Annotated in this window: 14 protein-coding genes; 7 read left to right on the plus strand and 7 right to left on the minus strand. The window is 74.3% G+C overall.

Features of this window, described 5'->3' with window-relative positions:
- The first annotated feature begins 591 nt into the window (after window positions 1-591).
- Window positions 592-9,354 (plus strand): hypothetical protein, encoded by an 8,763-nt coding sequence (locus tag ACWD4U_RS33455; protein ID WP_449787394.1) that lies wholly within the window; start codon window positions 592-594, stop codon window positions 9,352-9,354.
- Window positions 9,355-9,624: 270 nt separating this feature from the next.
- Here ACWD4U_RS33455 and ACWD4U_RS33460 read toward each other — a convergent pair whose 3' ends face one another.
- The 4 genes from ACWD4U_RS33460 to thrS all read right to left on the minus strand — a co-directional run bounded on the left by ACWD4U_RS33460 (window position 9,625) and on the right by thrS (window position 13,356).
- A complete protein-coding gene (locus tag ACWD4U_RS33460; RefSeq protein ID WP_363461284.1) occupies window positions 9,625-10,254 on the minus strand; it encodes a vitamin K epoxide reductase family protein in 630 nt (209 codons plus the stop codon).
- Between the two features lie 4 nt (window positions 10,255-10,258).
- On the minus strand, window positions 10,259-11,086 hold the full coding sequence (locus ACWD4U_RS33465; protein ID WP_363461282.1) for a DsbA family protein: 828 nt from the start codon (window positions 11,084-11,086) through the stop codon (window positions 10,259-10,261).
- Between the two features lie 127 nt (window positions 11,087-11,213).
- The gene (locus tag ACWD4U_RS33470) at window positions 11,214-11,852 is read right to left on the minus strand and encodes a hypothetical protein (protein ID WP_363461280.1); all 639 of its coding nucleotides are present in this window, start codon (window positions 11,850-11,852) and stop codon (window positions 11,214-11,216) included.
- Between the two features lie 208 nt (window positions 11,853-12,060).
- Window positions 12,061-13,356 (minus strand): threonine--tRNA ligase, encoded by a 1,296-nt coding sequence (gene thrS, locus ACWD4U_RS33475; RefSeq protein ID WP_363461278.1) that lies wholly within the window; start codon window positions 13,354-13,356, stop codon window positions 12,061-12,063.
- Between the two features lie 299 nt (window positions 13,357-13,655).
- Here thrS and ACWD4U_RS33480 point away from each other — a divergent pair, with 299 nt between their 5' ends.
- Together ACWD4U_RS33480 and ACWD4U_RS33485 are read left to right on the plus strand one after the other, a co-directional pair.
- Window positions 13,656-14,930 carry a cytochrome P450 gene (locus tag ACWD4U_RS33480; RefSeq protein ID WP_363461276.1) on the plus strand — a complete coding sequence of 425 codons (1,275 nt, stop codon included), beginning with the start codon at window positions 13,656-13,658 and terminating at the stop codon, window positions 14,928-14,930.
- A gap of 87 nt (window positions 14,931-15,017) precedes the next feature.
- Window positions 15,018-15,794 carry an SDR family oxidoreductase gene (locus ACWD4U_RS33485; protein WP_363461274.1) on the plus strand — a complete coding sequence of 259 codons (777 nt, stop codon included), beginning with the start codon at window positions 15,018-15,020 and terminating at the stop codon, window positions 15,792-15,794.
- A gap of 60 nt (window positions 15,795-15,854) precedes the next feature.
- Here ACWD4U_RS33485 and fxsT read toward each other — a convergent pair whose 3' ends face one another.
- The 3 genes from fxsT to ACWD4U_RS33500 all read right to left on the minus strand — a co-directional run bounded on the left by fxsT (window position 15,855) and on the right by ACWD4U_RS33500 (window position 20,274).
- Window positions 15,855-18,626 carry an FxSxx-COOH system tetratricopeptide repeat protein gene (gene fxsT / locus ACWD4U_RS33490; protein WP_363461272.1) on the minus strand — a complete coding sequence of 924 codons (2,772 nt, stop codon included), beginning with the start codon at window positions 18,624-18,626 and terminating at the stop codon, window positions 15,855-15,857.
- A gap of 44 nt (window positions 18,627-18,670) precedes the next feature.
- Window positions 18,671-19,102, minus strand: coding sequence for a hypothetical protein (locus ACWD4U_RS33495; RefSeq protein ID WP_363461270.1), 432 nt, complete (start codon window positions 19,100-19,102; stop codon window positions 18,671-18,673).
- 158 nt (window positions 19,103-19,260) lie between these two features.
- Window positions 19,261-20,274 carry an ROK family protein gene (locus tag ACWD4U_RS33500; RefSeq protein WP_363461268.1) on the minus strand — a complete coding sequence of 338 codons (1,014 nt, stop codon included), beginning with the start codon at window positions 20,272-20,274 and terminating at the stop codon, window positions 19,261-19,263.
- 206 nt (window positions 20,275-20,480) lie between these two features.
- On the opposite strand from ACWD4U_RS33500, the gene ACWD4U_RS33505 reads away from it, so the two are divergent.
- From ACWD4U_RS33505 to ACWD4U_RS33520, 4 genes are all read left to right on the plus strand, one after another.
- Window positions 20,481-20,723 carry a hypothetical protein gene (locus ACWD4U_RS33505; protein ID WP_363461266.1) on the plus strand — a complete coding sequence of 81 codons (243 nt, stop codon included), beginning with the start codon at window positions 20,481-20,483 and terminating at the stop codon, window positions 20,721-20,723.
- On the plus strand, window positions 20,720-21,142 hold the full coding sequence (locus ACWD4U_RS33510; protein ID WP_363461264.1) for a glycoside hydrolase 5 family protein: 423 nt from the start codon (window positions 20,720-20,722) through the stop codon (window positions 21,140-21,142). The genes ACWD4U_RS33505 and ACWD4U_RS33510 overlap by 4 nt, the downstream gene beginning before the upstream one ends.
- Window positions 21,143-21,271: 129 nt before the next feature.
- Entirely contained in the window at window positions 21,272-21,913 is a 642-nt protein-coding gene (locus ACWD4U_RS33515; protein ID WP_363461262.1) for a GDSL-type esterase/lipase family protein, read from the plus strand.
- Window positions 21,910-22,959: a LacI family DNA-binding transcriptional regulator gene (locus ACWD4U_RS33520; RefSeq protein ID WP_363461260.1), complete on the plus strand. Its 1,050-nt coding sequence runs from the start codon at window positions 21,910-21,912 to the stop codon at window positions 22,957-22,959. The genes ACWD4U_RS33515 and ACWD4U_RS33520 overlap by 4 nt, the downstream gene beginning before the upstream one ends.
- The last annotated feature ends 53 nt before the right edge of the window (window positions 22,960-23,012 follow it).

Consider the following 23,012-nt stretch of genomic DNA (forward strand, 5'->3'; position numbering starts at 1 on the left):
ATCGGGTTCGGGCTGGGTGCGTCGGTGGGAAGCGGCGGAGCGAACCATGACGCGGACGTGGCGAGGCTGCGGCGCTTCCTGGCGGTGCGGGGGTACGACCTGACGGGGCGTTCGACGGAGGACGCCGCAAGGCAGCTGCTGGCGGACTATCTGAAGAACGATGCGGGTGCGGCACGCGGGTTGAGCGCCGTGGATGCCATCGCGCGCCGGGACGGGTTGGTGACGGCCTCCGACGGCCGGTCGGCGGCGGATCAGCTGGTGCGAGCGGCCGATGCGGCGGCTGATGCGGCGTCCGAGGCGGTGTCCGACGCGGGGGAACGTGCAGAGGATGACATTCCGTTGGGTGAGTTGTTCCCGGCGGGTGGGGCGGGTCGTGCGGTGTCGGGGGCCGTTGCCGCGGTTTCGCCGGTGTCGGTGTCGCTGGCTCCGGTGTCGGTGTCCTTCCGGTACGCGTCGACGGAGTTGCGGGACAGCGCGCGTGCGGTGATCGGGGATGTGGCGCGCAGGTTGGCGCCGGAGTTGGCGGAGCGTCACCGGGAGGGTCGGGCTCTGCCGCTGATTCGGGTGACGGGTCGGGGTGACGGTAGTGGGTTGAACGGCCCGGCGCGCGCGGCGGAGACGGTCGGGGAGTTGAAGGCGCGGCTGCGGGAGGAGTTGGCCGCGTTGGGGGTGGATGCGGATCCGCCGATCGATGTGGTGCTGCCGCAGCAGGTCGAGCGGGGTGTGCGTCAGCTGACCGCGACGATCTCGGTCGACTATGCGACGGTCGTGGAGAAGTTGCCCGTGCAGCGGACGCGGTCGGGCGTGCTGGTGGGAGACCCGGCGGTGGCGGGGTTCCACGGCGGTGGGACGGCGCTGACCGCGTTGGATCATCTGCCGCGGCGGGACGACACGTTCGTGGTGGCGATGCATGTCGGTGCGGCTGGTGCGCCGGTGACGGCGAAGCAGCTGGCGGACGTTCTGCTGGCGTCGTACGACCTGGGTCTGTTCGACGGGAAGACGCGGATCGACTTCCTGTCGTGCCGGCTGGGTGGGATGGCGGGGCGTGGGCTGTCGGAGGCGCTGGCGGTGCTGTGGGCGCATCAGGCGGCGAATCCTCGGCCGGGTGTGGCGGGGCCGTTGGTGGGTCGGGCGCCGGTGGGTGACGTGTGGGTGGTGCCGAAGCTGGTGGGTGGGGTGACGCAGTGGTCGGCGGCGCCGGAGGTGGTGGTCGCGGACCACGTGGGCGTGGATTCCCAGGGCAGGCCGGTGGTGGTGCAGAGCGACACCTCGTTCTGGCGGACGTTCACCGACAGTGGTGATGCCGCGCATACCGCGGAGACGGCCGCCGAGCACGGTGGCCTGCTGACGGCCGGCGGCACCGTCGAGGACGCCGCACCCACCGGGTACCGCAGCGAGCACGTCTCCGACCCGGACGCCCATACCCCCGCGAGCCACATCCCCGGCACCGTCAGGTTCGGCCCCGGGCCGCAGGGTCCGGCCTTCCACGCGGGGGCGGGGCGGCAGGGACGCGACCTGCACTCGCTGCAGGCTTCGGGTTTCCGGTTGGAGACCGACCCGGTGTCGCCGCAGGCCGGCGGCCGGCCGACGGGGCGTGCCTTCCTCAGCCGGGCCGGCTTCGGAAAGGACGAGCCGGGGGGCGGCACCGGCCCCGTTCTCGGCGACATCCGCGCGGAGACCACGCACTACCGGCACGTCCTGTCGGAGGACGGTGTGTCGGCCTCGGCTCCGAACCGTATCAAGGTCGACCTGGGCCGGCGCCCGGCGCCGTGGGCCGGTGGCGAGCAGCCGTTCTTCGTGATGGCCGAGATGAGCGGTCACCGTGTGCGGTTGGCAGCGCAGGGCGGCGGCGACGCCGAGGTCGAGCCGCACGACTTCGCCGCCGTCCTGGCGGCTGACCCGGTGTTGGCGTCGCTGCATCCGGACGCGCCGATCGTGCTGACGATCTCGGAGTCCGGCGGCTCGGACCTGGAGTTGGCGCGGGACGTCGCGGCCGCGACCGACCGGGTGGTCTACATGCCGGCCACGGTGACGGACGAGGCCGGTCGGCAGGTGCCCGGACCGCGCGGACCGTTCGTCCGCATCGACCCGCCGAGCAGCGGCGGCGTCGAGCCGAAGCCGCCGCTGCACACCACGTCGATTCCGGCCGGCGTTTGGGTCGGCGGGGCAAACCTTCCGGAGGCGGCGGCGCGCACCTACGCGCAGACGCTGGACCACCTTCCACACCGCGACGACACCTACGTGGTGGCGATGCACATCGGCGACAACGGCGCCCCGATCAGCCCCGAACAACTCGCCGACGTCCTCCGCGCCGCCCACGACAGCGGCAAACTCGATGGCAAAACACGCATCGACTTCCTCTCCTGCCGCCTCGGCGCACCGACGGAGCGCCACGTCCCCGCGGCGCTCACCGCGCTCTGGGCCCACCAGCAGGCGAACCCCCGCCCCGGCGTGTCCGGCCCGCTCACCGGCCGGGCACCCGTCGGCGACGTCTGGGTGACGCCCAAGATCGTGAACGGCGAAGCCGACTTCACCACCCACCGCGAGGTCATCGTCGCCGACCACGTGGGCGTGGATGCCCAGGGCAGGCCGGTGGTGGTGCAGAGCGACACCTCGTTCTGGCGGACGTTCACCGACAGCGGCGATGCCGGGCACACGGCCGTCGTCACCGAGGGCCCGGTGGTCGGGCAACTCCCGGACGGCTACGAGGTCGGCTCGGCCGCAGCCCTGCGGCCGCTCGACGGCGCGGTCAAGTTCGGTACCCCGGAGGCAGGCCAGGCCGTTCGGGAAGCCGACCCGGCGGACGGCCGGGATGTGGGCGTCGACCACACCGCTGACTCCGACGACGACTTCGTCTTCTTCCCGAGCGAGCCGGAGTGGATCGACTACTCCGTGCTCGGCGACGGCCGCGAGGTCGTCCTTCCGCCGACGACGGACGAGGACGTCGATCCCGACCCCACGGCCTGGCAGCTGAGCCAGCTCGCACTGCGCGGGCTCGCCCGGGGGGAGCTGTTCGGCGGGGGAGACGGCTATCTCGGTGCGGTGCTCGCGGTGCTGCGCGAGCACGGCACCGCCGGTGATCACGATGTGCAGTCCCTGCGCTACGAGCTCGCGTCGGCAGCGAATACGTTCTTCAATACGCCGGACGACTCGCTGGGGGCGCACTTCGCCACCCCCGAGGAGCGGGCCGTGCTCCTGACCACGCTGATGACGCCGGGGCGGTGGAACACCGACCTGGACTGGGTGGCCTCCGAACTCCTCGCGGCACCGCCCTACCTGCTGGACATCGCCGTCGTCTATTCGAACGGATATGTCTGGCCCGATATGTCGGCCACTGGAAGCAACCTGACGCCCGTCCATCTGGTCAGCCTGGCCGGGCCGCAGGGCAGTGTGGAGCTCTCCAGGCCGGGACACCCACGGCTGGTCAGCCCCGCGGAGGTGGCCCGCCAGCTCCGGCTCGGCGAGCCGGTCGAGGGCAGCCAGCACCAGGACGACAATGCGACCGGGGATTGGGCCACGGTGCTGTCCGCCCCGCAGATCCGGGACGATCCGGCGATCCTCGGCCTGGTGGCCGACCTCGGCCATGACCTGGCCCTGGCCGCCGCGGAGCGGCTGTCCCTGCACAGCCGCACCCTCAGCTCGGACCAGCAGCGCTACCAGCTCCTGGACGGCGGTGCCCTCCGCCCGTCGAACAGACCGCAGGACGTGCGGGACGCCGGCGTCTTTTCGTACAACATCGCACTCGACGTGGAACTCCGCCGCCGCCGGGGCGACCTCCAGGTGCGGGCGGACGAGGTCGGCGACCGGCCCGGGGAGTCGAGCGTCAGCCTGCGGGAGGCGGCCGTGGTGCTGTCGGCGCTGTCGCAGGCGAGGTCGGCGGCCACCCGGGCACGCTGGCAGGTCTTGGACGAGCCCTCCTACCGTGAGGTGCGCGACCTGGAGCGGCAGATCGAGGACGCGTACCCCGTGCTCCGCGCAGCCAGGCTGTTCCCCTCCGACGACCTGCTCCAGCGGTTCGTGCACGACACCGACCTGACCCGGCCGCTGAAGGCGCTGGCCGCCCGGTTCCACGATCACGTCACCCTGGCGCTCGACACCGTCCGAAGCCAGGTCGGCACCGTGGTGTGGAAGTCCTCGGTTCTCGTGGTCCTCGACGACCTGCGGCGCGGGGATTGGGGGCCGCGCTTCGGCAGCGGCCGGGACTGGCGCGACAGGGCGCCGGCCACCGCCGCGCGAGCCGTGGCCTATCGGGCGCGCGCGCTGGCCGCGGGCAGCACGGTCTCGCCCCAGGTCGAGGCAGCGCTCAAGCTGCTTGACCGCGACGCGCTCTCGGATGCGAAGTCCGAGGTGAACTGGCGGCACCGGCTCTCCACCGCGGCGGCCGTGCTGACGCGACTCGACCAGGGCGCGGGGATCGACCCGGAGCACTCGTCGCTCCGACGGCTGACCGACCTCGGCAGGCAGGCCGGCCTGGTCCAGCCGCGCCGGCAGACACTGGAGTGGCACGCGCAGGGCCCGTCGTTCACGTCCGAACCGGACGCGTTCGTCGCGGCCGTGGAGGCGGCAAGGGCCGGCACCGACCACAAGGTGCCCTACCTGGAGGCCGACGGCGTGCTGACCAGCGCCGGCGAGCCGATCGACGGCCGCCCGATCGGCGTCGAGCTCACCATCACCTTTCCCGACGGGACGCCACAGGCGGAGCGGGACCGCCGACTTGCCGCGATGATGGACGACTTCGTCCGCAGTGGTCTGAGCACGACGACCAAGCTCCACACAGCCAACGACATCGTGGCGGAGGGCTACACCGAGCAGTTCGACGGCTGGCGGTTCGAGGACGAGATCGGGGTCGCGGCCGAGCTGATCTCCCCGGTGATGTACGACACCAAGCAGCACTGGGAGAACATCCGGAAGGCCTGCGAGATCATCACCCGGCACGGCGGGATCGCCCCGGGCGGCACCGGTGGCGGCCACATCAACATCGGGACGGGTGACTTCGGCTTCGAGTCGACCCTGTACAGCGACGCCGTCGAGGTGTTCCGCGACCACGAGGACGCCTTCTACCGGCTGGCCCAGGACCCCTCGCACCCGACCCACCGCGGCGTGCGAGCCTGCCGGCCCAACGAGGCACCGCCGCCGGGCGGATTCGCCACTCTGGCGGAGGCCCGAAACCCCAACCGGGGCCGGTACTGGGGGTTGAACCTCCTCAACATCGACGGCCGCACCAGTGCGCGGGCCGAGTTCCGGCTCTGGGGCGCGACCCTGGACCCGGGCACGCTCCAGGCCCACATCCGGGTGTCCAAGGCGCTGATCGACCTGGTCGCGGCGCACCGCGACCTCGGCCTGCCGCTGCCAAGGACCCCGCGCGAGGCGGTGGGCAGCCACTTCGCGAAGGTCGGGACCGGTGAGGACCTGCACGGACAGGCCCTGATCGACGACAGCACCTCCGTGCGCCGGATGATCGACCTGCTCGGCAAGGACGCCGCGGGCAAGGAGCAGCTCGCCGCGCTGTTCGCGCTGACGCGCTGGCAGGACGACCTGACGCAGTTGCCGACCGCGAAGTTCCGGACCTCCGCCCCGTCGCAGTCGACCGACCTCCCGCCCGCCACCACGACCCAGCCGGTGGCCATCGACAACTCCGGCCGGCCCCGGGTCGTCGCCGCTGCGGACCCCGCACCGCAGGGCCCCGCCGACAGCCCGTCCCGGCGGGACGACCAGGCACCGGACGCCACCGCCAGCATGTCGACCTTCCTGCAACGCGCCGAGACGTACCTCCGCCAGCAGGCCGGGAGCACTGTGCAGGCCGTCGACGCGGCACGCCGGTCGGACCTCGCCGCAGTGATCCTCTTCGCCGAGGGCGGCGTCAGGCTGCACCAGCTGATTCCGCTGCGGGACGGCAAGTGGGAGGAGCGTCTGGCCCGCGGCCTGCGGGAACTGCCGGAGGTCACCGGGCCGGTCCACCGCACCGCGCCCCTGACCCAGGCCGAGGTGGCGCGCTACCGCGCCGCCGCCGCGGACCGCTCGGCGCTGCCGACCGGTGACCCGCTGTGGGCGGGTCCGGTCGTGGGACGGGAACGCACCGGGCCGGCCTCCGCCCAGGAGACCCGGTTCGTCGTCAGCCCGCTGACCGCGCGCCGCGCGGGTGCGCTCCTGGCTCCCGACCAGGGGCCGCACGCGGACGTGGTGGTGTTCGCCCCCGGTGCCCGGTTCCGGGTGACGGAGGTGCGCGCACTCGACGACGGCACGACCGAGATCCACGTCGCGGAACTGCCCCGGCCCACGGCACCGCCGTCCGGCACCCGCGGGGTGGACGCATCGGCCGCTGGTGGCGCTCGGGGCCGGACGCGTCCAGGACGGGCCGCGAATCCGGCCGGGCGGCCGGCGCCCCCGGCCCGGCTGCGCCAGGACCGGGCGGCCGTGTCCCCTCCGGCACCCGTCCTGGCCGTGGCACCGGCCTCGCTCGGGGAGACGGGCCGCACCCGGCAGGTCCTGGTGCGGCTGGCCAGGACGCAGCGGCTGGTGGGGCCCGAGGCTTCGGACCGGGCGGCGTTGGACACGCTGGCGGCGAGCGTCCCGCAGCTGTCCGCTCTCCCGCAGGCCGAGCGCCGCGAGCGGCTGACCTCGGCGGGCCAGGTGCTGCGCACGCTCCTCGGCAGGGAGCCTCGGGTGGCCGACCTCGCGGCCGGTCTGGCGCTGACGGAGCTCGTGCGGTCGGCTCATCGGGGCCGGTACCCGATGGCGGAGAGTCTGGACCGGTTGACCCGTGACGTCCTCGGCCTGCCTGGTGACCACCGGGTGTCGCGGATCGAGCGGGAGGTGCTGTTCGGCCCGGCGCGGTTGCTGGTCGCGCACGATCGGCCGGTGACGGTGGAGCACCTGCGCGGTGTACGGGGTATGCACGAGCTGGCCAGGCGCCGGTTCGGCGCGAGCGGCCCCTTCGACCGAGCGGCCTTGGACCGGACGAGCCGGCTGCTGCTGAGGATTCCCGGGGACGGCCCCCTGACACGGGGGGAGCGTCAGAGCGCGCTGGACCTCGCCGCCCGCACCACCTCGGTCGACGGTCCGCCAGAGCTGGCCGGGCCGGACCGCGGCGGAGAGCGGGTGCAAGCGATGGTGTCGGAGCTGCTCACCGAGCACGGGCCGGTCGACGGTCCGCCGGAGCCGGCCGGGCCGGACCGCGGCGGTGAGCGGGTGCAAGCGATGGTGTCGGAGCTGCTCACCCAGCACGGGCCCGGCGCGCGGTTCCTGGGCGACGCGTCGGGCAAGCATGCTGCCGCCGTGTCGCGGTTCCCGGTGGACGAGCGCTTCTTCACCGTGGCCGCGCACACGGCTGCCGACGGCATGCCGGTGTGGCACGGAGCACCGGTAACACCCGATGAACTGGCCTCGGTGCTGGTCGAGTTGCATGCGCGCGGCGAGTGGGACGGCGTCCGGCCGCTCCAGCTCCCGGCGTGCGACCTGGGGGCCGGCGGAGAGTCGTCGTACGCGGCGCAGGTGCTGACCGCGCTGCGCGAGAAGCTGCCGCACCTGGACCTGGAGGCGTACGCCCCGAACGGGACGCTCTGGTTCGTACCACCGCTCTCCCCGGCCGGTGTGGCGCTGGGGTGGGGGCCGGGGCACCTGGTGGTGGCCACGCCCCGCGGCGTCGGCTTCGACTCGTCCGGCAGGCTGGCCGTGCAGGAGGGCGGCCACTGGCTGCGGCTGAGGCTGCCCGCGGGCGAGAGCGACATCCAGGTGGAGAGTCTGGGGGCTCACCTCCCGGTGGACGGAGCCCTGCCGGCGTCCGCCGACCGCCCTGAGGGCTACCACCGGCTGAACGGCGAGCTGGCCGGTTCCCTCGCGCCCGCGGTGCCCTTCGGTGACGCCGACGACGGGAGTGCGGAGGGCGTACCGCGACCCGGTGACCCGGTGCACTCCCCGGAGCCGAGGTTCTTCGAGGGCGAGGGGACGGAGGACCGGGACCTCCACGAGGTGCCGGGCAGCGGCGAGTTGGTCCAGAGTCGCGCCCTCGGACCGCAGGGCGGCCCACGGGCGACGGGGCGCGCGTACCTCGACCCGGAGGGCTTCGAGGACCTTGACGAGATGCTGGCGGAGTTCCGGGCCGGTGTCGCCGACTACCGGCACCTCCTGGTCGACCAGGACCGGGACCCGGAGGACCCGGCGTACGTCCGGCAGGATCTGGGGCGATTCGCCGTACCCTGGGCCGGCGGCCCCGAACCGTACTTCGTGCTGGCGGGCCTGGACGGCGGCGAAGTGCCGATGACCGACTCGTACGGAGACCTCGCCAACGTCCGCGCCGACGAGTTCGCCGCCATGGTGGTCTCCGACCCGGCGCTGCGGGAGCTCCCCGCCGACGTCCCGGTCGTCCTGGCGATCTCGCACGCCGGCTCCGGCGGGCTCGACCTGCCGCGCCGGATCGCGGCCGGTCTGGACGCCGCGGGAACGCCTCGCACCGTCTACGCCCTGACGGCCGAGGCGGACATGGCCCCGGTGGCCGACAGCGGATGGTCGCTGGGGCTGAAAGCCCCCTACCTGACGGTGGACGGCACCGAAGCCCCGCATGGGCGCATCCTGCGCATCGATCCGCCGTCGAAGGGCGGCGTGGACCCTGCGCTCGGCGGCCCGGCGGGGCACGTGGTGACGGCCGACGGGACGCGCCTGACCGATAGCTCGGTCCACACGACGACGGTGGCCGACGCGGACGGCCGACCGATCGGCCGGGTCAGCCTCGGCGACCACGAATGGCACCTTCGCGAGCCCACGTTCCGCCCCCTGAGGAACCTGGCCTGGTTCGAGAATCGGAACGGAGAGTTCGAGCCGACGGGGTTGTTCCACCCTGTGCCGTGGAACCCGGGGAACGCGTACTTCTTCGGGGCCCACGCCGGCCGTGAGGGCTTTTCCTTGGAGAGCGCTCACGGCGATGTCTCCCCGATCGGCGGCGCGGAGCTGGGCGGATTCCTGAAGCGCAGGCCCAGCGTCGCCGCGCTGAGGAAGTCCGTAGCGGACGGGGCGCTGGCCTCGATCGTGCTACTCAGCTGCGAATCGGCGGAGCACGCCCAGGCGGTGGCCGACGCGACGGGACTGGTGGTGTACGCCCCGAATGCGCGGGTTGGCGTGGCTCCCGCCGAAGCAGACGACGGATCGGAGTCGCCGACGATCTATGTGGAGCAGACTCAGGCAGGTTCTTGGGGTGCCTTCCTCACCTTCCACCCCAGGGCCCGCGCATCCGAGGGCGGCCAGGACGAGGCTGCCGCGGAGACCACCGACGACGGGGCGGTATCCACCGATGGCCGGTTGGTCCTCCCGAGCCACGACTGGTCGGCCTGGGACGTACCGGATTTCGCTGTTCGGCGGTGACTCCGGTGGCCTGACGACGGACTCGAAGAGCGAGGAGCCGGCCGGCGCTCCGTCGTACCGACGACGGCCCGTCGGACGGGGACCCGGCGCTCGATCAAGGACCTCGCCGGCCACCTGGGGCACGCCGACGAGGCCTTCACTCTGCGGACCTACGTGCACCTCGTGCCCAAGAGTGATGAGCGGGCACGCGCCGCGACCAGCAGGGCGCTGTTTGCGGGTGATTTGCCCGCTCCGGGTGGGGTCAGCGATGTTTGCGCAGGTCAGGGCGGTTCACAGCAGCGTCTGCCAGTAGTACCAGAACCGGTTGAGGATCAGCAGGGCGATGAGCAGGTAGGCGGCGGTCGGGACCAGCCATTGGTGGGGGGCTTGGGCGAGGCGGCGGATGAGGGGCGGGGCGGGGATGGTGCCGGTGCGGAGGTTGTGGAGTGTGGTGTACCAGAAGGTCGGGATGACCACCGCCCAGACCACCATGCAGTAGGGGCAGAGCGCGCCGATCTCGTACAGGGCCTGGTGGATCAGCCAGATCACGAAGCCGAGGCCGAGCAGGGTGCCCGCCTGGAGGCCGAGCCAGAACCAGCGCCGGTGGGCGGCGCCGGCCAGCAGGCCGGCGCCGATGGCGGCGAGGGCGCCGAACGCGGCGAGCCCGATCAGCGAGTTGGGGAAGCCGAAGGCCTCGGCCTGGGCGGTGCGCATGATCGAGCCGCAGCTGATGATCGGGTTGATGTTGCAGCCGGGCTGGTACGACGGATTCTTCAGCAGCTTGATCTTGTCGATCGTGAGCACGGCGGACGCGGCCAGGCCGAGCAGTCCGGCGAACAGCAGCAGCCGGCCGAAGCCGCGGGAGGCGGGGACCGGGCCCGCGAGGGCGGTCCGGACGGTGGTCCGGGCGGTGGTCGTCACGGCGTCACCCGCCGATCGTCTGCTTGACCAGCGCGGTGAACTGGTCGCCGGTGAGCGCCTGCCCGTCCTTGCCGATCACGTTCAGCGACTTGCCGTCCAGCACCACGGTCGGCGTGCCCTGGACGCCGGACTTGTTGAACGCGGTGGCGACCTTCGCGGCCCACGGCTTGTAGGTCCCGTCGGTGACGGCCTTGGTGAAGGCGTCGGTCTTCAGGCCCGGGACCTGCCCGGCGAGGTCCAGGATCCGGTTGACGTCGCCGAAGCCGTCCTCGCTCTCGGCGGGCTGGTTGGCGTACAGCACGTCGTGGAAGGCCTTGAACTTGTCCACGCCCTCGTTCAGCGCGGCGCCCGCCGCGGCCAGCGCGGTGCGCGAGCCCTGACCGCCCAGGTTGGCGTCCAGGAATGTGGCCAGGTGGTACTCGATCTTGTAGGTGCCCTGGTCGGCGAGCTGCTGGACGGTCTTGCCCGTCGAGGTCTCGAAGCGCTCGCAGATCGGGCACCGGAAGTCCTCGTACACCGCCAGGGTGTGCGGGGCGTCGGCCTTGCCGTAGACGACCACGGTGCCGTCCGCGCCGCCCGCGTTCGCCGGGGTCACCACCGACGTGGCGGCCGCGGACGTGCCGCTGTCGTCGGCCGTGGAGACGGCCAGCGCGGCGCCGCCCGCGACCACCGCGACCGCGGCGACGATCGACACCGCGACGACGGTCCGGCGGCGGCGCACCGCCGCCCTGGCCTCCTGGCGCTGCGCCTCCTGCAGGCGCTTGCGGGCGTTCGGGGCGGGGTTGCTGGCGGGGTTGGTACCGGGGGTGGGCTGCTGGGGAGTGGTGGTCATGATGGTCCGTCGTCTCCTTCGCGTCCCGGCGGGCACAGCGGCGCGGCCGGACGCGGTCAAGGGGGAAAGGTGGGCTGGCGAATGCCCGTTGACGGACCGGGGCGCCACCACACGGGGTGACGGGCCGTCAGCAGGCGAGCGCAAGCTCCGGCGGACCGCGGCGAGGGGCGGGGGAGTGGACGGCGTCCTGGGGACGGCGCAGCGCAGGCTCCGGTGCGGCGGGGGGCAGCAGCACGGCCGGGCAGCCCGGCAGGGCGGCGAGCAGCAGCGACCGCCACGGGGCGGGCAGCAGGCGGGCCACCGCCCGGGCCGCGTCCGCCAGGCCGTCCAGTGCGGCGTCGGCCAGGCGCAGCCAGGCGGCGGCCGCGAGGGCCAGTGCCAGGTGCACGCCGAGGACCAGCAGCCGCAGCAGGCCGGGCGAGTGGTGCGTCCACTCGGCGAACAGCTGCGAGCCGCCGACCGAGTCGCCGCCGCAGACCAGCAGGTTCACCCCGTGCGCGGGCGCCGCACAGGCGTCCTGGCCGAGGTTGAAGGCGGTGTTCAGCAGCAGCTCCACCGGCAGCAGCACGGAGGAGAGCAGCAGGAAGTGGCGGCGCGCACCGTCCAGCAGCACCGCCAGCAGGAACACGGCGACACCCGCCGCCGCGACCAGCGTGAGCGGCAGCGCGCGGCCGGTGATCGCCACCTGGCCGAACGCGGCCAGCGGCACGGCGAGCGCGGTGAACACCGCGCCCCGCAGGGCCCTGGTCGCGTGCTTGCCGGTCATGGTCCCGGAGTATGCCACGCGAAACGCCCTCCGGACGAGGCCGCCTCCGTCGCCCCGGTATCCGCCCAGCTCGCGGATAAGCCCTGGATAAACGGGGGTTGGCGCGACGCGGCAAGGCCGCCGGACGCCTCGCCCACCCGCGCGGCCGGTCCGCCGGCGGCTCGCTGTGGAACGCACCACAGGGAGCCGCCGACAGCCCGGTGACGGGTCACCACAGCTCGGCGCTGCGGCCGGCGATCACCTCCGCGATCCGGGCCAGCGCCCGTTCCGCCGGCAGCGCATCGGGTCGGCGGCCGTCGCGCAGGCGCAGTGCGAGGGTGCCGTCCGCCGCCTCGCGCGGGCCCAGCACCGCCTGGTACGGGGCCAGCCGCGCCTCCCGGACCCGGGCGCCCAGCGAGCCGCGGTCCGCACCGAGCAGCTCGGCCCGCAGGTCCAGCTCCAGGCAGCGGCGCACCAGCTCCTCGGCCGCCGCGTGCTGCTCGTCGCCGAGCGGCAGCACCGCCAGCTGGACCGGCGCCAGCCAGGCCGGGAACGCGCCGCCGTGCTGCTCGATCAGGTGGGCGACCGCGCGCTCCACGCTGCCGACGATCGAGCGGTGCACCATCACCGGCCGGTGCCTGGCCCCGTCCGGTCCGACGTACTCCAGCCCGAACCGCTCCGGCTGGTGGAAGTCGACCTGCACGGTGGAGAGGGTGGACTCGCGGCCCGCACCGTCCACCACCTGAATGTCGATCTTCGGCCCGTAGAACGCGGCCTCGCCCTCCTCCGCCTCGTACGCGATGCCGAGCCCGTCCAGCACCTCGACCAGCAGCGCGGTGGCCCGCTCCCACAGCTCCGGCCGGGCGACGTACTTGCCGCCCGCGCCGGGCAGCGAGAGCCGGTAGCGGGACGGGACGATGCCCATCGCCCGGTACGCCACCGCGATCAGCTCCAGTGCGCCGCGGGCCTCCTCGGCCACCTGGTCCAGGGTGCAGAAGATGTGCGCGTCGTTCAGCTGGATCGCCCGGACCCGGGTCAGGCCGCCCAGCACCCCCGACCGCTCGGAGCGGAACATGCCGCCCAACTCCGCCATCCGCAGCGGGAGTTCGCGGTAGCTACGGGAACACGAACGGAACATCACCGCGTGGTGCGGACACAGGCTCGGCCGCAGCACCAACTGCTCGCCGTCCGGGCCGGGTTCCGCGTCCTCGCCCGAGGCGGCGCCCGCGTCCATGGGCGGGAACATGTCGTCCCGGTAGTGCGACCAGTGCCCGGAGATCTCGTACAACTCCCTCTTCCCCAGCACCGGCGAATACACGTGCCGGTACCCCGCGCGGCGCTCCAGGCCGCGGACGAACTCCTCCAGGCTGTGGCGTACCGCCGCGCCGTCCGGCAGCCAGTACGGAAGCCCCGCGCCGATCAGCGGGTCGGTGTCGAACAGGCCCAGCTCGCGGCCGAGTCGGCGGTGGTCGTGCATGGCGGTCTCCTCATCGGATGGGAGCCGAGCCGCCGCGGACGCACGCAAAAAGCCCCGGGCGCTCGGCCCCGGGGCTTGGTGAAGAACAGCAGTCAGCGCGCCGGGACACTCTCCGGCGTCGTCGTCAGCATGGCAGCGCGCTTCATGCCGTCCACGCTAGCAGGACGCGGCGCGAGGTGTCCCGTGGATTTCCGGGTGGCACGGCGGACGGGAGGTGAGTGATCGTCAACTCGACTGACCGGCAGCGGGGTTGGTGCTGGCCGTCGCGGGGTGGGATCGATCGTCCACTCTCCGTTAGGGTGGGCGGCGTCGCGCAGTCGAGCAGCACGTCGAGCAGGAGACCCGCCTTGGCCACGGCAGCCACCCGCACGCTTCCCGAACTCGACCCCGAGGAACTGCTCCGCTGGCGGGCGGAGGGCGGCCGACTGGTCGACCTGCTCACGGCGGCGGCTCGGCTCGGGCCGGTCGCGGGCTTCCGGATCGGCGAGCGACAGGTCGTGCTGGTCACCGGCGCCGAGGAGGTGCAGCACGTGCTGGCCCGGCACCCCGACACCTACGTCAAGCACGGGCACCGCGCCAAGGTGCTGCTCGGCGACGGGCTGCTGTGCGCGGCCGGCGAGCCCTGGCGCCGTCAACGCAAGCTGCTGCAGCCGCAGTTCACCGGGCGCGGGATCCGCGCGTACGAGCCGCAGATCGAGCTCGCGGTGGCCGCCATGGCGCAGCGCTGGCAGGACGCCGCGCGGGCCGGCGAGGTCCGGGACGTCACCGCCGACCTGCGGTTCTTCTCGCTGGAGGTGATCTGGCGCTCGCTGACCGCGCACCCGCTCGACCCCGACACCTACCAGGGCCTGATGGCCGCCGGCGACTCGCTCGCGGCGATCCCCGCCTTCGCGCCCGCCACCGGCGACAGCACCGCCGACTTCACCGAGGCCGTCGCCCGGGCGGACGCCGCGGCCGCGCACGCCGTCGCCCTCGCGCAGCAGACCGCGGAGCCGAACCTGCTGCAGGTCCTGCTCCGCGCCGCCGAGGAACTCCCGGACTACACCGAGCGCTTGGTGCGCGACGAGCTGCTCACCCTGGTGGTGGCGGGCTACGAGACCACCGCCACCACGCTCAGCTGGCTGTTCCTGCTGCTGGACGAGCACCCGGAGGTCCGCGACTGGGCGCTGGACGCCGGCCCGGCCGGGTCCGCCGAGCGCGCCGCTGCGATCCGTGCGCTGATCGACGAGACGCTGCGGCTGTACCCGGTCGCCTGGATCATGCCCCGGCACGCCGCCGAGGCCGACACGCTCGGCGGCCACCCGATCGAGCCGGGCACCACGCTGCTGCTCTGCCCGTACCTGACGCACCGTGACCCGGTGCTGTGGCCCGCGCCCGAGAGCTTCCGCCCGCAGCGTTTCCTGGACGCGGAGCGCCGCCCCGCGCCCGGCGCGTACTACCCGTTCGGCGTCGGCCCGCGGGCCTGCCTGGGCGCGCAGTTCGCGGTGCGGGAGATGACGCTGCTGCTCGAAGCGCTGCTGCCCGCGTACCGGCTGGAGCTCCGGGAGGCCCCGGCCGACGCCGGGTACAACCTCACCGTCCACCCCGACGGTCCGGTCCGGGCGGCGGTGCACGCGGTCTGACGGTGCGTCGGTGGGCGTGACGCTGCGTCGGTCGGCAGGTGTGAAAGCGCTTGCCGGATGCGTGACGAGCAGTCAGGATCGTGCGCCGTGACGAACGTGGAGACGGGGGCGGACAGCCGCCCCGTGGCACTGATCACCGGCGTCGGCCGGACCGCCGGGATCGGCGCGGCCATCGCCGAGCAGCTCGCCGCCGCCGGCTGGGACATCGCCTGGACGTTCTGGACGCCCTACGACCGGCGGATGGCCTGGGGCGCGGAGGACGGCGCGCGGGCGGCGATCGGCGCGCTGATCGAGGCGCACGGCGCGCGCAGCCTCGCCGTCGAGGCGGACCTCGCCGAGCCCGACACCCCGGCGCAGGTGTTCGACCGGGTCGAGCACGACCTCGGCAAGGTCACCGCGCTGGTGCTCAGCCACGCCGAGTCGGTCGACTCCGGGCTGCTGGACACCACGCCGGAGAGCTTCGACCGGCACTTCGCGGTCAACACCCGGGCGAGCTGGCTGCTGATCCGCGAGTTCGGCCGCCGCTTCACCGGCCCCTTCGGCACCGGCCGGATCATCGCCCTCACCAGCGGCCACACCGTCGGCAACCTCCCGTACGGCGCCAGCAAGGGCGCGCTGGACCGGATCACCCTCGCCGCGGCCCACGAACTCGCCCACCTCGGCGTCACCGCCAACGCGCTCGACCCCGGCCCCACCGACACCGGGTGGATGGACGACGCCATCCGCACCGAGGTGCTGCGCCAGACCCCGCTCGCCCGCCTCGGCACCCCGCAGGACGCCGCGCGCTACATCGCGTTCCTCTGCTCCCCGGCGGGCCAGTGGATCAACGGTCAACTCCTGCACAGCAACGGCGGGTTCAAGTAGCGAATGGCCACTGCGCGTGCGGGGTTCGACACACCGCACCCACCTGAGGCCGACCGGCCGTCAGCGGGCGGGATCCGCCCCGTCGGCCTGCTCGCGCCAGCGGGCGAGGTTGTGGCGGACGGCGCGGGTGGCGGCGTGGTCCGGGCCCAGCACCCGCAGCATGTCGTCCAGCAGGACGGCACAGGCCGCGGCCGCACCGGCGGCGTCGCCCGCCTGGCCCTGCCACTGGGCCAGGTTGCTGCGGGTGACGAGCGTCGCGGGATGGTCCGGGCCGAGTACCCGGAGGCGGTCCGCCAGCACGCCGCGGATGAGGGTGACGGCGCCGGCCGGGTCACCGGCCCGGGCACGCCAGTAGGCGAGGTTGCTCCGGGTGCCGAGCGTCTCGGGGTGGTCCGCGCCCAGCACCCGCAGGCGGTCGTCCAGCAGCCGTGCGAAGCCGTCGGCGGCGCCGGGCGCGTCGCCCGCCTGACCCCGCCAGTACGCCAGGTTGTGCCGGGCCGTGAGGGTGGCGGGGTGGTCCGCGCCCAGCGCCGGCAGCATGTCCTCCAGCAGTTCGGCGAAGGCCGCCTCGGCGCCGGCCGGATCGCCGGCCTCGCCCCGCCACCGCGCCTGGTTGGTGCGGGCGATGAACGTTGACGGATGGTCAGGACCGAGCACCCGGAGCCGGTCCGCCAGCACCGCGCCGAACGCCTCGGCGGCGCCGGCGGCGTCACCGGCCTGCCCGCGCCAGTAGGCCAGGTTGGCCCGGGTGGTGAGTACGGAGGGGTGGTCGGGACCGAGCACGCGCACCATGTCGTCCAGCAGTTCGCCGTAGCCGGCGGCCGCCCCGGGCGGATCGCCCGCCTCGCCCCGCCAGTGGGCGAGGTTGTGACGGGTGGTCAGGGTGGCGGGGTGGTCCGGTCCGAGCACGCGCAGCCGGTCGGCCAGCAGCTCGGTGAAGGCCGCGGCCGCGCCGGCCGCGTCACCCGCGCCGCCGGTCCACTGGGCGAGGTTGCTCCGGGAGGCGAGCGTGTCGGGATGGTCAGGACCGAGCACCCGGAGCCGGTCCGCCAGCACCTCCCGGGTGACCGCGGCGGCCCCGGCCGGATCGCCCGCCTCGCCCCGCCATTCGGCCAGGTTGTGGCGGGCGGCGAGGGTGGCGGGATGGTCCGGCCCGAGCACCCGGAGCATGTCGTCCAGCAGCTCGCGGTGGGCGGTGACGGCCCCCGCCGCGTCGCCCGCGCTCCCGAGCCAGTACGCGTGCTCGCGCCGGGCGCCGAAGGTGGCGAGGTGGTCCGGACCGACCAGCCGGAGGCGGTCCGCCAGCAGCTCGGCGAAGGCCGCGGCGGCCCCGGCCGCGTCACCGGCCTGCCCCCGCCAGTGGGCGAGCTCGTGCCGGGCACCGAGGGTGTCGGCATGGTCCGGGCCGAGGCGGTCCGCCGTCCGCGCGACGAGGTGCCGGAAGTGGTCGCGGGCGGCGGCGACCTGCCCGGACCGGCCGAGGCTCTGGCCGGCGTGGAACAGCACGACGTGGGCGTCCGGCGCGGACAGCGCGTCCTCGGCGACGGCGGTGAGGGCGGCGGTGTTGGCGCGCAGCGCCTGCGCGAGGTCGGTGTCGCGTTCGACGTCGGGCCACACGGCTGCCAGGGCGTCGGCGGCGGTGAGGGCGGCGGTGTCGTGCCGGCTCGTGGTGAGGGTGTCGCGGGTGGCGCGCTGGATGAGCCGGTGGACGCGGACGGGATCGTCCGGGGTGTGGTCGACCAGGCTGAGCCGGTGCAGGGCCCGTAGTGCGCCCGCCGCGTCCTCGGCGGAGGCCGGGGCGAGGTCCGCCCTGCTGCCGGGGGAGCGGTGGGCGGTGAGGTGGGCGAGGGCGGGTTCGGAGGCCAGGACGGCGACGGGGATGCCGTTCGGGTCGAGCATCGCGGCGAGTTGGAGCATCGGGCGGGCCAGGCCGGCCGGGCGCAGCAGGTCGGCGCGTTCGACGGACAGCGACCAGGTGGCGGCGACGGTGGCGGCGTGGTCGTCGGGCAGCGCCCCGGGTTCGGGCAGCAGGTCGGCGAGCCTGCGGAGGCGGTCGGCGAGGAGCCGGCGGTACCCGGCGGCGGTGAGTGCCGTGTCGGTGAGGTAGGCGGCGGCCTGGGCGAGGGCCAGCGGCAGGTGGCCCAGATCGGCGGCGAGGGCGTCGAGTTGGTGGGCGGGCTCGTGGCGGTCGTGGGCGGCCAGCGCGGAGCCGAGGTAGGCGGCGGACTCGGCGGGGGTGAACAGGCCGACCGGGACCAGGCGCCGCCGGCTGCCGGTCAGGGCGGCCTCGCGGCGGCGGGTGGTGACCAGGGTGCGCCCGTGCGGGCTGTCGGGCGGCCACAGCCCGCGCAGCTCGGCCGGGTCGTCGGCGTCGTCCAGCACCACCAGCCACCGGCACGGGGTGTCACCGGCTTTGGGCTCCAACCAGGCGAGGAAGGTTTCGGCGGCCCGCTCCGGGTCGCCCGGTTCGACGGCCAGAAGCTCCTCCGCGGCCTGCGCGTACCGCGCCACCACGGCGGACCGGGTGCTCGCGCCGATCCACACCAGGACGTCCACCTCGCCGCGCTGCCACGCGCTGCGGGCGTAGTCGGCGGCCAGCTGGGTCTTGCCCACTCCGCCCGTGCCGGTCAACACCTGGCCGAGCACCGCCGTCCCGCCGCTGTCGACCGCGAGCCTCAACCGCTCGGCGGCAGAACGGTGTTGGAAGGACTGGGCGCGCGGGGGCAGCACGCCGACCTGGTGCGGCCAGCGGGCCGGAGGACGGGGCGCGGCGTGCTGGTGGACGTGCTCGGCGTGGCCGACGGCCACGCTGCCGTGGTCGGCGGAGACCACCGTGTGCCCGGTGACGGGCGGGGCCTGCAGTGCGCCGGTTCCGCTCAGCCCTGCTGCGGAACCGGCTGCGGAGGGTTTCCCAGGGTCACGTCCCGCACGCTCCAGGCGGCCACGGAGCCGTGGGCGGCGTGGATGTCGACGCCCGTGGCGCTGTTCTGGGCCAGGGCCCGCACCTGGGCCACCGCTCGGTCCAGGGCTGCGGCGAACTCCGGGTCCTGCCCGGCGACTTCCGCCAGCGCGTCCTGCGCGCGCCGCCGCGTCCGGTCGCTCGGCTGCGGCCGTCCCGCCGCGGCCTCCTCGGCCAGCCGCCGGAACGCGGGGTCCTCGCCCAGCATGCGGTCGACCAGCTCGTGCAGCCGGTCCAGTGCCGCGGCCAGCGCGTGGTCACCTGCGGAGTCCGGCGGGCCGGTCACCGGGTCCGCCTGGCGGAGGACCCACGCGTACACGTACCCGATCGCGCTCTCGATGCCCGTCACCGAACCCCCCGGTCCGTCCGCACCTGACGTCGGCTCGGATCTGACGTCGGCTCACACCGTACCCGCCGCGCGCCCGGGGAGGGTTCGGACGGCGGAAGGATCTCCGAGGCCGCGCCCCAGGCGTCGCCCGTCGGTGCGCGGTGCGCGGTGCGCAGTGCTCAGGCCGTGGTGCCGAGCGGGGTGCGGGCCAGTGCGGCGGCGCCGACGAGGCCGGCGTCGGTGCCCAGGCGGGCGGGGGTGACGTGGAGGTGGCGGGTGAAGGGGAGGGTGGCGTAGGCGGCGAGGTGGCGGCGGAGGGGGGTGAAGAGGACGTCGCCGGCGGTGGCGACGCCGCCTCCGACGACGGCGACGTCGAGTTCGACCAGGGTGGCGGTGGCGGCGATGCCGGCGGCGAGGGCGCGGGCGGCCCGGTCGTAGGCGGCGAGCGCCAGCGGGTCGCCGGTGCGGGCGGCGGCGGCGACCGCGGCGGCGGTGGCGTCGCCGTCGGGCCCGGGCCGCCAGCCGGACTCGGCGGCGGTGCGGGCGATCGCGGTGCCGCTGGCCAGGCCCTCCACGCAGCCGCGTGATCCGCACGGGCATGGCCGTCCGGTGAAGTCGACGCTGATGTGGCCGAGGTGCCCGGCATTCCCCGTGGGGCCGGTGTGCAGGCGGCCGTCGAGGACCAGACCGGCGCCGACGCCGGTGGAGACCACCAGGCAGAGGGCGTTGCGGTACGGGCGGGCGGCGCCGCGCCAGTGCTCCGCCGCGGTCATCGCGACGGCGTCGCCGCCGAGCACGACCGGCAGTCCGCGGACCGCGGGGTGCTCGGCGACCGCGTCGCGCAGCGGGAACTCGCGCCAGCCCGGCAGGTTGACCGGGCTGACGGTGCCGGTGGAGATGTCGACCGGGCCCGCGCTGCCGATGCCGACCGCACGGACCTCGGCCCACCGCGGGTCGCGGGCCAGCTCGTCGAGGACGGCGTCGACGGCGGCCATCAGCTCGTAACGGTCGCCGGTGGTGGGGGTGGGGAGCCGGAACCGGCGCAGCAGCGCGCCGTCGGCGTCGACCAGGCCGCCCGCGATCTTGGTGCCGCCGATGTCCAGGGCGGCGAGCAGCGGCCGCGGTCCGCGCGGACGCCGCGCGGGCCCAGTGGATTCGTCAGCCAGGGCGGCACCGTGCAGGTGGTGACTCATCGTGATGGCTCCGGGGGTGGGGCGGGGGCGCGGCAGCCGCGCAGGGCGAGGCACCGCCCATGGTTCCAGGTGATTCTGACGTCCGATGACAACGTTGTCTACATCGAGCGTCCAGCGGCCCGGGAGGTTGGGTTCGCTCCGCTGGCTGCGGCTTTCCCCGATACGTAGACGATCGTCCGAAGGGTGAGCGAGATGCGCGGGGATGGGTGGCCGTCGCGGCCGCGACCATGGTCGTGCTCACGGCCGGTGGCAGAACCGGCGGCGAGAACTCCGCGCCGGCACGCAAGGCCGGGCAGGTCGGCCTGTGGCTGCTCCTGCCGCTGGTCAACAACCGGCCCGACTGCGGCGGCATGCAGCAGTACGTCGGCTCGTTCCTCGGCCTGACCGACGACTTTCCCACGGCCGAGCCGTCGACGGTGCCCACCCGTACAGCGCGTACGAGGGCGTGAACTGGCGTCGGCCCACCGCGTTGCCTGCCCTCGACAACGGCACCGTCCGCGTCTGCCCGCAGGACTGGGGCGAGATCGCCGGCAGCAAACCCGGCACCGACGCCACCAGCCGGGGCACCCGTTGGATCACCGAGCACCTCGCCGACGGTCGTGCGCTCGGGAAGCCCGTCGTCGTCGAGGAGTTCGGGCTGCGGATCGACGTCGGCCGGGGCATCCCCGACACCGCCGCCGCGCTGGCCGACGGCGCGGCCGGTGACCAGTTCTGGCTGCTCACCTCACGCGTCGACGACGGGTCCTTCTACGCGGACCACGACGGACACCGCATCGTGTGGAACGACGGCCCGGCCGACCCGCCCCGCACCGCCGCTCGGCTGTTCGTCGACCATGCCAGGGCGATGGCCGGCTCGTCGGCCGGCTGAGTTAACGTCAGCACGCTGCACGATCGTTGACACGTCCGGTGTCCCAGGCACGCCACGTGTGCGCCGCCAAGTCCCGCCCGCCGCCCGGGGAGCCCGCCCGGGCGGTGGCCCCACCTGCGAGGAGCCGCCATGTCGCCCACCCTGCCGCTCGGCGCCACCGTGCTGTTCCAGGGGGACAGCATCACCGACGCCGGCCGCGACCGCCGACTGGCCGCCGACCTGGGCCACGGCTACGCCGCCCTCGCCGCCGACCGCCTGCGCGCCGCCAACCCGGGCCTGACGGTGCTCAACCGCGGCGTCTCCGGCAACCGCATCACCGACCTGCGCGACCGCTGGGACACCGACACCCTCGCCCACCGCCCGCACCTGGTCTCCCTGATGATCGGCGTCAACGACACCTGGCGACGCTACGACTCCGGCCTGCCCAGCCCCGTCGACCTGTGGGAGGACGAGTACCGCCGACTGCTCACCCGCCTGCACGAGCACTGCGCGCCCCGGCTGGTGCTGATCGAGCCGTTCCTGGTCCCCGTGACCGCCGAGCAGTGGACCTGGCGCACCGACCTCGATCCCCGCATCCATGCCGTCCGCCGCCTCGCGGCCGAGTTCGGCGCCCTGCTGCTCGCCGCCGACGGACTGCTCAACCAGGCCGCCGTGGCCGCCGGCCGCCCCGAGGCGATCGCCGCCGACGGTGTCCACCCCACCGAGCGCGGCCACCGCCTGCTGGCCGCCGCCTGGACCGAGCTGGTACGCGCACTATCCTCCGGGGCATGACCAGCAGCGGGCGCACCGGATCCCGGCCCACCATGAAGGACGTGGCCGCGGCGGCCGGCGTCGCCCTGAAGACCGTCTCGCGCGTCGTCAACGACGAGCCCGGCGTCACCGCGGAGACCGCGGCGCGGGTCCAAACGGCCATCGACGCGCTCGGGTTCCGCCGCAACGACAGCGCGCGGCTGCTGCGCACCGGGCGGACGGCGAGCGTCGCCCTGCTGCTCGAGGACATCAGCGACCCCTTCTCCTCCGCGCTCTCCCGAGCCGTCGAAGAGGTCGCCGCCACCGAAGGGTGCCTGCTCTTCACCGGCTCCAGTGGGGAAGACCCATTGCGGGAAAGGGAGTTGGCGCTGGCGTTCTGCGCCCGGCGGGTGGACGGCCTGCTCGTCGTCCCGGCGGGCGACGACCACCGGTACCTGCTGCCCGAAATCGCCTCCGGCACCCCCGTGGTCTTCCTCGACCGGCCCGGCGCGCAGTTGGCGGCCGACGCGGTGCTCAGCGACAACGCGGGCGGCGCACGAGCGGGCACCGCGCACCTGATCGCCCACGGCCACCGGCGGATCGGCTTCGTCGGCGACCAGCCGGACATCCACACCAGCGCCGAACGCGAACGCGGCTACCGCACCGCCATGGCCGAGGCCGGCCTTCCCGTCGACGAGCGGTGGATCGACAGCGGGCCCACCGACCCGGCGAGGGTCGCCGCCGCGGTCAGCCGCCTGCTGACCGGGCCGGATCCCGTCACCGCGCTGTTCACCGCGAACAACCGGGTCACCCTCGCCGCCCTGCACCACCTGCCCGCCGGACCGCGACCCGCGATGGTCGGCTTCGACGACCTCGAACTCGCCGACCTCCTCACCCCCGCCCTCACCGTCGTCGCCCAGGACCCCACCGCCCTCGGCACCCTCGCCGCCCACCGCCTCTTCGCCCGTCTCACCGGCGACACCACCCCACCCGCCCGCCACGAACTCCCCACCCGGCTCATTCCTCGGGGCTCAGGCGAAACGCCGCCGGGGGTCTGTCCAGTGAACGGTGTAACTCGGTTGGGTTGAGTTAGCGGCGGCCGACGGAGAGTCGGCCGTCGAAGGCGATCTCGAAGGCGTTG

The sequence above is a fragment of the Kitasatospora sp. NPDC002522 genome, from assembly GCF_053595195.1.